This is a genomic window from Microcoleus sp. CAWBG58, from assembly GCF_020883045.1.
Lineage (GTDB): Bacteria > Cyanobacteriota > Cyanobacteriia > Cyanobacteriales > Microcoleaceae > Microcoleus.
Window position 1 is genome coordinate 1 of sequence record NZ_JAHRFA010000069.1, and the last position, 12167, is coordinate 12167.

Consider the following 12167-nt stretch of genomic DNA (forward strand, 5'->3'; position numbering starts at 1 on the left):
AATCGTTCACTGTTCATTTAAGGAGTGGATAGGTTTTCTTTTTCACCCTCATTCTCTCCCAGCGCGGTGGCTCTAGTTCTTCTTTTGCCACCGTTCTCATCTTTGGTTAGTCTAAACTACAGTTTTGACTAATGACTAAATAAAAATTAAAAAACCGCGACCGGATTCAGTCGCGGTTTTTTAACAAATACAGTTTAGATTAATCGCGACCGTTGAGAGCAATCATCAGGCGCAGAATGAAGATGAACAAGTTGATGTAGGTCAAGTACATCGACAGGGCGGCGGGCAAATACTGGTCGTCGCGGTAGCTGCGGGGTAAGATGTAAAAATCGACGATCGCAGCACCAGCAAATATAAACACGCCGATACCAGAAATACCAATTTCCAACCAGGTTGGGGTGTAAACGCCGAAAAGCGACAGCAGCAATTGACCGCAAATGACTACGAACAAAGCAATGACACCTAAACTGATAGTTTTGGTGAGAGCCATGCCGTCTTGTTCGGAAAGGTTGGAGCCAATTTGGCGGGCGGCGATAAAAGTAATCCCACAGCCTAGGGCTGCAAAACCGATGCCATCGATGCCGACGCCTTGGGTTCTGAGGGCTGTAAACACCAATCCGCTGAGGGTGTAGCCGGAAAGCAGGCTGTAGGTTGCCAGCAGGGGCAAGGCGGTGTTTTTATTGTTTTGTTCGGCGGCGGCGCTGGCGACGAAGAACAGAATTAATTCTAGGACGATCGCGCCAAGAAACGTCGGAAAGAAGATTCCGGGATAGTTGCGGATGACTCCGAGGCCGCCGTAGGTGCCGACAGCAGTTAAGACAAGTCCGCCGCCCACGAAGGGGAGGGCGTTAGCGATGACGTTGGGGCCAACCAGTGCGTGGTTTTTGGCCTCGCGCACGGCTTCGCGGAAGTTGCTGGTGTTACTCACGAGGATTTACCTAATTTTGGCTGAGATTTGCTATCTCTATTTTGACAGCTTTACAGTTTGTTGACAAAACATGAAATAGTTTAAAGATTTGATAAAGAACGGGGGTGAGATCACTTTCTACCTGGAAGTGATTGTTTATAATCAACGGCGTACAAGTAAATCTCCACCCTGTGGTAGTTGTCTGGGGACGAGCTCTGAGACCGTTGTCAGTCGTCGCAAACCTATAATTAAGGTTAAAGTACCGGTGCTATTGGCGGCGATGGGCAACCTAAAAGTCGATCGCATTGCAAATACATAGCTGAAGTTAATCAATTTGGAATTTGGGATTTACGATTTGGGATTGAGCAGTTTATGATTGAGTCAGGGACTCCAGTTGATTTTAGGTTTTTTGATTGGTGACTTAGTTGAAACTACAGCCCGGAAAGCTGAATCATCTCAACTATAAAATAAGTCTTAATTTTTTAAGCGGTTGGGTGGGTTGCGAAACTGGTCTAGACAGGGTATGTAAAGCAAATTAATCGTGAAAGTATTTAGTTCGATCGACAAAATGCCAAACAGGTAATATCTAATGCCCACATTTTTTGCTCGCACATTATTGCCACCGGCCGCCGGAATTCTATTGGCGGCAACTACCCTTATTTCCGGCGGTCAAGCTGCCCTTGCAGCTAATGTCAGTGCCGTTTCTACTGCCACTTCATCGCAGGGTTCAGAACATTTGCTGCTGGCTCTGACTGGTCAATCCGCCCAAGGTACAATTTTACCGAGCCCGAACTCGGGAACGGTAAACCGGGCGGCTGGGCCGGTTAAAATTCCTGAGCCTTCAATGCTGGCGGGGTTGGTTTTAGTCGCCGGTTCGCTGGTGATGACTCGCCGGAGAGGGAGAGTTAAACAGGAGAGTTTTGGCAAAAATCAAAGTTTTTAGATTGTTAAGAGGCAGATGGAACACAGGCGAGATGCCTGTGCCACAATTCAGGACACAGGTAAGATGCCTTTGCCACAATTGTGGCTAGTGAATCTCGATTTAAGGATTTTAGCCGATCGCGTCGCGCAGAGCATTTTTTGTCATAGCTGCGATCGACTGTTCCGAAGCTTTCGGCAAATGATAGTATTTCCCGCCCGAAGTCTTGGCCAACTCCTTCGCAAAACCCGTCGAAATAAACTTGCTCTCGGTATCAATCACCAGCAACTGCATTCCCAAACCGCGAATTTTAGCAGCAATTTCTAACAATTCCTTCTTAATATCAGGCTTTTCGCCATCTAAAATCGGTTCGCCCAAAGAACGAGCCAAAGGAATATTACCGCGTCCGTCAGTAATAGCAACAATCGCCACTTGACCGATATCTCCAGACTGTCGCGCGTTGACTCCCACGCGCACCGCTTGAGTCAAACCGTGGGCGAGGGGGGAACCGCCACCGCAGGGGAGCCGTTCCAAACGCTTGCGGGCCAAGGCTATCGAGCGAGTCGGCGGTAGCAGGACTTCCGCTTGTTCTCCGCGAAAGGGAATCAGCGCAACTTGGTCGCGGCTTTGATAAGCTTCGGTGAGTAGCTGCATGACTGCACCTTTGGCCGACTGCATCCGGTTGAGCGCCATCGAACCGGAAGCATCGACGACAAAGACGACTAGAGCTCCAGCTTTTCTCGCCAAGCGCTTCGCCCGAATGTCTCCCTGTTCCACAAATACCCGCTTTTCTCGATTTTGGCTGGAACTTGCGGTGGATTCTGAATCTGAATTCCTGTCGCGACGGGCTTTTTGGTAAGGTGCGGCCGCCCTCAGCGTCGCATCAACAGCGATACGGCGCACGGGGCCTTTGGGCAATACTGGCTTGACGTAGCGGCCTCTATCTTCGGAGAAAATGGTGCTTCTGCTGCCGGATTTGCCTTGGCGGTTGGCATTTTGAGCGAAAAACAGCACGTCGGGGTCGAGAATTACACCTTCGGGGTCAAACAAAAATTCTTCGGGAATGTTAGTCTCTTCTTGTTCTTCTGGCGGTTCGTCTTCTTTGTCTTCTTCTTCCTCGTCTTCTTCTTGTTCTTGTTCCGATTGTTCTGGGGGTGGCGGTGGTGGGGGAGGAGGAGGTGGGTTTTCGTCTGGGGGGGTTTGGACGATGGTGGCGCGGGGTACGATGACTAATTCTACGGCGCGGCGAAGGTCTTCGGCGTTAACTTCTGTGCGTCCCTCAATGGCGGCGGCGGCTTTGGCGACTCGGACTGCGAACAGTTCGGCGCGGTGTCCTTGAACTGCGCCGCGGATGGCTTCTTCTACTAGGTAGGCTATTTGTTCGCGTTTAATGGTGACATCTTTGAGCCATTCTCTGGCAAGGATGATTTGGGTTTTGAGGTTGTCGGTGTCTTCGGCGTATTGGTTGAGAAATTCTTGGGGCGAGCTGGAGTAGGATAAAGCTTGTTCTACTGCATGGACTCTTTCTTGTAGTTCGAGGGCTGCGTCGGCGGAAAGGACGATCGCGATGCGATCGAGCAAATGTTCTCTGAGGGGGCCTTCTTCTGGGTTGTAGGTGGCAATGAACAGAGGTTTGCAGGGATGTTGGAAGCTAATTCCTTCGCGCTCTATTTGGTTGCGGCCTTCGGTTAATACTGTGAGCAATTGGTTGGAAATATTGTCATCGAGGAGGTTAATTTCGTCAACATAAAGTACGCCTCGATTTGCTTGGGCTAAGAGTCCGGGTTGAAATACAGTTTGACCGAATTTTACTGATTGTTCGACATCGACTGAACCTAAGAGTCGGTCTTCGGTGACACCCAAGGGAATTTGAATGAAGGGTGTGGGAATTATTTCGGTGGCTGGATTTGTATTTGTGGAACGGGCATCTTGCCCGTTTTCTTCTGACAGGTCAGAGGCATTTTCTGCAATAATTTCATCAGGTTCAGCGTTGCAAAAAGAGTCTTTGACAATTTCAATTGGTGGCAGTAGGGAATGCAAGGCGCGGGCCATTACTGATTTTGCTGTACCGCGGCGTCCGGCGATCGCAACTCCTCCCAATCCGGGATCTACTGCTGCCAACAGCAGGGCTAATTTGATTGCTTCTTGCCCAACTACGGCGGTGAGGGGAAAGGATGCTGTGGAAGGGCTAAGGTTGGCTGCGGGCATAGGATTTTCTGATTTTCGGCTCTAAAAATTTAAACTTAATGTTTAGCTTACCAAAAAACTGGGTCTAAAGCCCAGTCCTTATAGGACGGCTTTAATTTTCCGAGTGTAAAGATTCTCAAACATTCAACCTTTATAGGCACAATTGCCTGTAACTGAGATAATAGAATTATTCCATGATTGTATTAATTAGAGATTGTACATTAGTTTGTCGCAGGTTAAGTTTAATTTAACCGGCATCGGCACGAGAAACTTCTAAGGTATCGTTAATCAGGCGCCGCAACTGTCGGTCGTTGGGCAATACTCACTGGATGTGTTTGATTTCGGGGAGAGTATTTTTGATTTCGGATTGCCATTTTTCTTGGCGTAAAAACTGTTCCGAATAACCGATAATTGAGTTGAGGTAATTTTTGAGTTCGTGAGTTAATTGCATAAGTCTTTGATTGATAAATAAACCGCAGATTTCAGACAGATGAACACAGATGCAACGCAGATAATTTCAGGGTTTTTACCAATTTTTGCAATTGAAGTATATTGATGCTGGCAAGAGGATTCAGTTCTTGATTGTTGAGTTTTAACTGACTTGGGATTTGTTGAAGTTGCTGGATTTGCTGAGCGACGTAGCTATCGAAACACTGGGCAATTGCTTCGTTTGTTACGGCATCTATGAGCCGAAAAACTCTGAATACATAAGCAGTGGTTCCTGCTACCAGTTTGGCTTCTAAGTGAGAGAAGATTACTTGACGCAATAAATGATACTCCCGGGCTACTTCTGCTGCGTCGTAGCCTTGTTCTGCTCGCAGAAAGCCATGCTCTAAACTGGCTGCAATTATTGCTTTTATGTCGCTGTTTTGAGATTGTGAAAGCACTGTCGCCATTGCTGCCAACAGGTGAGGTATGTGATTTGGGATCGCAGAATACGGCAAGGTGTCAGTGCTTTCTATTTTCCGATCCAAGCGTACTGCTGCAATCGAGTTTTTGAGGATGAGCAGTTGGCTGTAGTCCATAATTTCTGCGCGGGGGTGAAGTTTGGCAGATATTCCCCATGTTTCATTGTAGTTGAGCGATCGCCCGATCGCCAGACCAAACTTCGGGCGATCGCGAGCCTCCCAAAAGAAGTAGTTTCGAGCTAATTTTTCCCTGGGCCGCAACTCTCTCTCTGAATACATTCCAGCTTGGTGCCACCAAAAGGAGCATTTAAACTTATTGACACAATCGCCATAAAGTAGTAGGATTCCTCAAACCGAGAGGTTTTAATTTTTAAGTTTTAATTTTGTCAGGGGACTAAATGGAAAACGTGCAAGCTGCGATCGCTGCGGTCACATTTATCGGTGTAGTTTTTTTAATAATTACAGAATGGATACATCTCACAATTGCAGCATTTCTGGGAGCGCTAATTCTGGTTTTTACCCACGTGATGACGTTAAACGACGCGATCGAATATATCAGTCGCAGTCACGGAACGCTGGGCTTGTTTTTCGGAGTCATGGTAATGGTAAGAGCCTTTGAACCTACCAAGATATTCGACTACTTGGCAACTCAAATGGTGCTGTTGGCGAAAGGCAAAGGCAAAAATCTCTTGCTTGGTATTGTCGGAATTACTACCCCAATTTGTGCAGTTTTACCCAACGCCACGACAGTCATGCTGCTAGCACCGTTAATACCGCCAATGGCAGAAGAAGTCGGTGTAGATTTTGTGCCGCTGCTGATTTTAATGGTATTTGTAGCCAACAGTTCGGGACTGCTGACAATCGTTGGCGATCCGGCGACATTCATAGTCGGCGATGCGATTAACATGAGCTTTGTAGATTACCTGCTAAAGTTAAGTTTGGGCGGGGCGATCGCCGTAGGAGTTATATTAGTTATGTTGCCGTGGATGTTCCCCGAAATCTGGCAGAAAGAATTGGATGATTTGGAACATTTGCCGCACCCAAAAATAAATCATCCGCGAGTGTTAGCGGTGGGCGGTTTTATTATAGCTTTCGTGCTGACATTTTTTGTAGTGGGAGAGTCGCTGCCCGTGCCAATTTCACCAGCAGCCGTTGCTTTGTTGGGAGCAGCTTTATCAATGCTCTTGGCTCACCATTCCAAAATAGATTCTTTGAACAATATCTTGCGGGATTTAGATTGGAGTACGCTGCTATTTTTTATGTCTATCTTTGTCTTAATTGGCGGTTTGGAAAAAACCGGAGTTATCGCTGGGATGTCGGGAATTTTAGCAGCTATTTTAGGTAAAAATATTTTTCTTGGTTCTTTGACACTGTTATTCTTTGTGGGTTTGCTATCAAGTGTAGTGCCAAATATTCCGCTGGTGGTGGCGATGGTGCCGCTGTTAAAACAGTATGTTGTCAATGTCGGACTCGCACCGACAGAAGTGCTGGCTCCGGATTTTGCAGGGCAGTTTCCACCTGCGGTGCTGCCACTGTTTTATGCGATGATGTACGGGGCAACTTTAGGGGGAAATGGCACTTTGGTAGGAGCTTCTTCTAATATTGTGGCGGCGGGAATTTCTGAGTTGCACGGGCGCCGGATTTCTTTTCAAACTTTTCTGCGTTACGGGCTTCCTGTGATGGCTTTGCAATTGGTGGCTGCTGCTATTTATGTAACTATCCGGTTTCTGATTTGAAGAAGTCATGAGTCATGTTTTGCTATCTCTCAAGAGCGAGCATTATTCATATCGCTTCCCGTTGCATCAGAGTGATTTAACCGCAGAGAACACAGAGGACACAGAGAGAGAATTAAGAGATTAATACAGGACAATGCTATCGGATTGGATCTCATTAGTTTTCTGAAGATAGAACGAAATAAGGGGTAATGTGTTTAATACGATGCGAAGGCTGTGACGCACGGAATTGTAGGTGAGTTGCTTGGTGGTTCCGATTTGCTCGTCGGAGCGAACAGCCTCGATCGAGTTTTCGGTAATTGTCTCAATTTTATCCTGTAGCGCTTGCCTAAAATCTATCGTGGCTGTTGCATACAAATGAAGCGAGCGATCGCATTTTAGATCTCTACGTTAGTTTAATATTAACTTTTTGAATTTTCTCTCAACTTTTGAGGTTTGCCGATCGCCCCTACCTAATCCTAAAGACGTATTGACAGGATGAGAAAGTCGTGCTAGATTAATTTAAATTGGCTTAAAAAGTCAAGCCTAATCCAGCGCTGCGCCCTCAAACAAAGCGTGTGGCTGGAGCGGAGGAACCAATTTTCGGGGCGAATCCCTACAGAATTAAAAACCAAAGTTAAAAATTGCCAAATTTGAGTGTAATTTTGAGTTTGAAATCTTTAGAGAAGGACATCTCTCAGTCCTAGCCCGTCAGCTAACTTCGCAGGCATTGAGAAGAGACTGAAGAGTCAACTTGTCTTCAATAGATAGTTTGGCTTCGTCAGTGTCTCCGGTTGGTATTGTTCAAGATTCTTGTACCGCCCCTGACTCTGAGGAGATTTAAATGTCAATTCAACTTAATTTATCTGCGATCGCAATTGCCGGACAAGCTGCCTGGAAACGAACAAAACCCGTCATCATCCGAGATAATGTATTGTTGCCGGCGGTGGGTTTTTTGGGAATTCTTGGCCTGTGGTGGATTGTTGCCAGCTTCAAAAGCGATTTAATTCCCACTCCGTATCAAGCGTTAATAGCTAATTTAGATTACATATTGCATCCATTTTATCAGCGCGGGCCGGGAGATTTAGGCATTGGCTGGCTGCTGCTGGCGAGTTTGCGGCGGGTGTTGCTAGGATTTTTGCTGGGTGCCGTTGTGGCGATTCCCGTGGGATTTCTGATCGGGATGTCGAAACCGGCGATGATGGCGCTCAATCCGCTGATTCAAATCTTCAAACCGGTGTCGCCGCTGGCTTGGCTGCCGATCGCTCTATCAATCTTTAATTTAGCAGATCCGTCGGCAATTTTTGTCATATTTATCACGTCTTTGTGGCCGACAATTATCAACACAGCCCTAGGAGTTTCTAGCGTTTCCAAGGATTATCTGGATGTGGCGCGAGTGTTGGAAATGCCGCGCTGGAGGCGAATTACTAAGATAATTTTGCCTGCGAGTTTGCCTTACATTTTTACTGGCTTGCGGATTAGTTTGGGGATTGCTTGGCTGGTGATTGTGGCGGTGGAAATGCTAACTGGTGGTGTAGGAATTGGCTTTTTTGTGTGGGATGAGTGGAGCCGTTTGAATCTAAGTTCGGTATTTTTAGCAGTGTTTGTAATTGGCTTAACTGGTTTGCTGCTCGATTGGGCTGTTGGCAAGGTTCAGGAATTGGTAACGCATCGATCGATCGAGAGTCATTAGTCAGTAGTCATTGGTTATTGGTTATTGGTTATTGGTTATTGGTTATTTGTCAACTGTCAACTGTTAACTGTCAACTGTTAACTGTCAACTGTCAACTGATTAACGCTGTCAACTGATTAACGCTGTCAACTATCAACTGTTAACTGTATATGAGTGATAACTTTTCCAATGAATGGAATCGGCGGGAGTTTTTGCAAGGAATGGGTGCTGCGGCGGCGGGAATGGCTTTATCTGGTTGTGGAATTAACGCGGATCGATCGGCAAAAGGACTCACAGAAGAAGCCGAAGCGGTAAAGCCGATCGTCAATTCCCAAACCTTAGAAAAACCCAATTTAACCATAGGATACGTACCCGTTAACGATTGTGCACCATTTGCGATCGCCTGGAAGAAAGGATTTTTCCGCAAATACGGCTTAAACGTCAAACTCAACCGCGAAGCAAGCTGGGCAACCTCCCGCGACGGCCTGATTTTCGGGCGCCTGGACGCCTCCCCAGTCGTATCCGGCGCCGTCACAAACGCCCGAATAGGTGCCGAAGGAGCGCGTCACGCACCAATGTGCGCGGCAATGACAATTCACCGCCACGGCAACGCGATGACGATGAGCAAAGCGATGTGGGATTTTGGTTTGCGCCCGTGGCACGAATACAACGGCAATTTAGAAGAATTTGGCAAACAATTCCGAGGTTTTTTTGAGAGCCAACCAGTAGAAAATAAAGTCTGGGCAGTTGTACTAAGTTCTGCTATTTACGAATACTTTGTGCGTTATATATCCGCCGCTGCCGGTGTCGATCCGTTCAAAGAATTTCGGGTAATTATTGTGCCGCCGCCTCAAATGGTAACGAATATGAGAATCGGGGCGATGCAGGCTTACATGGTGGCAGAACCTTGGAATACGCGGGCAATTAAAGGTAATTCGGGCGTGGGGTTTACCTTCGCGCAAGGCAAGGAAGTTTGGCTGGGACATCCCGATCGCGTTTTGGGAGTAATGCAATCATTCATTGACGAAAACCCGAAGACTTATTACTCGCTGGTGAAGGCAATGGTGGAAGCTTGTCAGTTTTGCAGCAAACCGGAAAATCGCAGTCAAATAGCAGCATTGTTGACCGATCGATCTTTTACGGGGGCTAAACCTAAAAATGGGGCGATCGACAAATTTACTCGACCGGGAATAGTTGGGGAATACAACTATGGTGGGTTTGACGATAAAGACCGCACTATAATAGCGGAAGATACCACAATTTTCTATGACATTCCTAAGAACTTACCCCAAATACCGGGAAATCATTCAACATTTTTGTGGCAGTCTCACAGTATTTGGTTGATGACTCAAGCCGCCCGCTGGGGACACATTAAGGAGGTGCCTAAAAATGCTGATGAATTAGCTAAACAAGCTTGGAAGACCGACCTTTACCGCAAGATTGTTGCCGAAATGGCGATCGATTGTCCCCAGGATGATTACAAAGTCGAACCTGCGGAAGTTTTCATTGACAAAAAAGCATTTGACCCCAGCGATCCGGTGGGTTATTTGAATAGTTTTGAAATTCGAGCCAATCGCCCTCAATCTTTTTTTCAGTCTTAAAGTTTGATATCTGCTGTCTTCCTTCTACATTCCTCGCGTTCCCCACTTGCTCCTCGATCCCCCGTAGCCCCCCTTAATAAGGGGGGAACCGGAGCATTCAAAGTCAACCCCTACTCCCCTTATTAAGGGGGATTTAGGGGGATCGAGACTCAGCTACAAGCGAGATATACAATAAATAACCAATAAACAATTATCAGGAACGTCAAATGACTCAATATACTACTGCTTCAATCAATACTAATAGCCAAGGTCACAACTCCTCTAATTTTCTCGAAATCAACAACTTGTTCAAGTCGTATAAAAATGCTGATGGCAGTGAATTTAGCGTTTTGGACAATGTCAACTTAAGTATTGGTTCCAACGAATTTATTTCGGTAATCGGTCACTCGGGTTGTGGCAAATCGACGCTGCTGAAAATAGTAGCAGGTTTGGAAAAACAAAGCAGCGGAATTGTGACACTAGAAGGCAAAGAAATTCGCAAACCTGGAGCCGATCGCATGATGGTATTCCAGCACTACGGATTGCTGCCTTGGTTGACGGTGCGGGAAAACATTCGCCTAGCAGTTGATGAAGTTTTGCAAAATCTCAACCGCGCTGAGAAGATTAGCCTTGTCAACGAACACCTAGCAATGGTAAACTTAACAGCAGCAGCAGATAAATATCCCGATCAAATTTCAGGGGGCATGAAGCAACGGGTTGGGATTGCGCGAGCTTTGGCACTTCGGCCGAAGATGTTATTAATGGACGAACCATTTGGAGCGCTGGATGCTCTGACTCGTGGCAAGTTGCAAAAACAGGTGCTCGATATCTGGGAAAATCACAGACAAGCTGCAATGATGATTACCCACGACGTGGACGAGGCTATCTATATGTCCGATCGCATTGTGTTGATGACAAACGGCCCGGCGGCGACAATCGGCGAGATTTTGGCAGTGCCGTTTTCGCATCCGCGCGATCGCCAGGAGTTGCGGGAATCTCAGGAATATTACGAACTGCGAAACTATGCTTTGAATTTTCTCGATCGCTACTTTACTCAAGACGAATAACCCAAGGGCGACTAGAAGAACCGACAAAAAAATTCACTTAAGAGAGGTCTAGCCTGTGAATCTCAAAACAATTTTAGCGCGTTTTGAAAGTGCATTAGGATGCCAAAACTTAGCGGAAGAAATGGTGTTGCTGCCGGAGTCAAAAGTCCCTGTTTCTAAGAAAAAGTCAAAACCGACAAAACCGACAAAATCTATCAATTTTATTGTGGGTTACAACAGTTCTCCTCAAAGTCAAACAGCTCTCGATATTACCCTTTGGATTGCTCATCAAACTCGTTTAGTAACAACTCAAGAAGTCACGGTGCAAGTCGTCTACGTACTCGACGAAACTCCCAACATTTACGATGAAAATACTTGTAGTTTGGGTGTGGAAAATGCCTGGGCTACGAAGCCCAAACTGTCGGATTTAGAGGAAAAATCGGCTCTTTACTGTGCAGCGCCTGCGATCGCATTACCTACAGCAGAAATCCAATCGGTATCCCAGCGAGCAACCTGGATCGATCCTCCTTATTTTCGAGCAATTTTCTGTCCAAACAATGAGTATGAGGTAGCAGATAAGTTGCTGTGGCAAGCCCGCTGTTTGGCTGAGGAATGGCGCGGTTTATTCAAAGCTCATTTACGCATCGGTAAAGTTGCGACAGAATTGAGAAATGTGGTAGAATTAGAATCGGCAAATTTACTATTTTTAGGCTGCAATTCTCGCAACCACCCGCTGGTTAGGCAACTCGGCAAGAATTTTCCCTGCTGCGTGTTGGGGATTCCTGCCGCACTCAGCTATCCGATGGATTTGGGGCCCGAAGAAAGTTTGAGCAACTTGCAGTTGGCTACAGCTATGCCTGCACGTTAAACTTGTGGGAAATGGAAGCCTTTGAGGTGGGATTTTATAGCGCGAGCGAGTTAAGATCCCTGCGCGGTTGGTGCTTCTGTTGCTTCAAAAACGCTAGATTGATGAGTCTTATTAAGGGTTGTTGAATGCTTATCGGATCGCAGAAAGTTCATCAACTAATTTTATCCTGCCCCGGCAGACAGAGCGCAGGAGGCGATCGATAGAGCGTTTGTCATCCTCAGTCAAAGTCTCGTCAAAAATAGCCGCCAGCAAACCGTAGCGATCGGCTACAGTAATGTAGCCTCTATGATTCACTTCGGCAAACAACTCGCCCAAAGCAGATGGAATTAGGTTGACAGGGGTTTGCATTGCGATTGAGCCAGAACTCG

At 46.6% G+C, this 12167-nt stretch carries 11 protein-coding genes and 1 riboswitch; of the genes, 6 read left to right on the forward strand and 5 right to left on the reverse strand.

Going from position 1 to position 12167, the window contains the following annotated elements:
* Positions 1-199: 199 nt before the first annotated feature.
* The gene (locus tag QZ918_RS24815; protein WP_293339558.1) at positions 200-928 is read right to left on the reverse strand and encodes a Bax inhibitor-1/YccA family protein; all 729 of its coding nucleotides are present in this window, start codon (positions 926-928) and stop codon (positions 200-202) included.
* A gap of 568 nt (positions 929-1496) precedes the next feature.
* On the opposite strand from QZ918_RS24815, the gene QZ918_RS24820 reads away from it, so the two are divergent.
* Positions 1497-1850 (forward strand): PEP-CTERM sorting domain-containing protein, encoded by a 354-nt coding sequence (locus QZ918_RS24820; RefSeq protein ID WP_293174537.1) that lies wholly within the window; start codon positions 1497-1499, stop codon positions 1848-1850.
* Between the two features lie 108 nt (positions 1851-1958).
* Here the strand turns inward: QZ918_RS24820 and bchD are convergent, their stop codons facing one another.
* The 3 genes from bchD to QZ918_RS24835 form a co-directional block, all read right to left on the reverse strand.
* Entirely contained in the window at positions 1959-4034 is a 2076-nt protein-coding gene (bchD, locus tag QZ918_RS24825) for a magnesium chelatase ATPase subunit D (RefSeq protein ID WP_293339561.1), read from the reverse strand.
* A gap of 301 nt (positions 4035-4335) precedes the next feature.
* Positions 4336-4464 (reverse strand): hypothetical protein, encoded by a 129-nt coding sequence (locus tag QZ918_RS24830; RefSeq protein ID WP_293339564.1) that lies wholly within the window; start codon positions 4462-4464, stop codon positions 4336-4338.
* Between the two features lie 31 nt (positions 4465-4495).
* On the reverse strand, positions 4496-5200 hold the full coding sequence (locus QZ918_RS24835) for an RsbRD N-terminal domain-containing protein (protein WP_293339567.1): 705 nt from the start codon (positions 5198-5200) through the stop codon (positions 4496-4498).
* A 119-nt stretch (positions 5201-5319) separates the two neighbouring features.
* Between QZ918_RS24835 and QZ918_RS24840 the strand changes: the two genes are divergently transcribed.
* The 5 genes from QZ918_RS24840 to QZ918_RS24860 all read left to right on the forward strand — a co-directional run bounded on the left by QZ918_RS24840 (position 5320) and on the right by QZ918_RS24860 (position 11799).
* Positions 5320-6657, forward strand: coding sequence for an ArsB/NhaD family transporter (locus tag QZ918_RS24840; RefSeq protein ID WP_293339572.1), 1338 nt, complete (start codon positions 5320-5322; stop codon positions 6655-6657).
* Positions 6658-7166: 509 nt separating this feature from the next.
* A riboswitch (cyclic di-AMP (ydaO/yuaA leader) is annotated at positions 7167-7378 on the forward strand.
* Positions 7379-7477: 99 nt separating this feature from the next.
* Entirely contained in the window at positions 7478-8326 is an 849-nt protein-coding gene (gene ntrB / locus QZ918_RS24845) for a nitrate ABC transporter permease (RefSeq protein ID WP_293241276.1), read from the forward strand.
* A gap of 149 nt (positions 8327-8475) precedes the next feature.
* Positions 8476-9906, forward strand: coding sequence for an ABC transporter substrate-binding protein (locus tag QZ918_RS24850; protein ID WP_293339575.1), 1431 nt, complete (start codon positions 8476-8478; stop codon positions 9904-9906).
* A gap of 206 nt (positions 9907-10112) precedes the next feature.
* Positions 10113-10952 carry an ABC transporter ATP-binding protein gene (locus tag QZ918_RS24855; protein WP_293339578.1) on the forward strand — a complete coding sequence of 280 codons (840 nt, stop codon included), beginning with the start codon at positions 10113-10115 and terminating at the stop codon, positions 10950-10952.
* 55 nt (positions 10953-11007) lie between these two features.
* Positions 11008-11799 carry a universal stress protein gene (locus QZ918_RS24860; RefSeq protein ID WP_293339581.1) on the forward strand — a complete coding sequence of 264 codons (792 nt, stop codon included), beginning with the start codon at positions 11008-11010 and terminating at the stop codon, positions 11797-11799.
* Positions 11800-11928: 129 nt separating this feature from the next.
* Here QZ918_RS24860 and QZ918_RS24865 read toward each other — a convergent pair whose 3' ends face one another.
* Positions 11929-12147 (reverse strand): hypothetical protein, encoded by a 219-nt coding sequence (locus tag QZ918_RS24865; RefSeq protein WP_293156610.1) that lies wholly within the window; start codon positions 12145-12147, stop codon positions 11929-11931.
* Positions 12148-12167 lie beyond the last annotated feature (20 nt).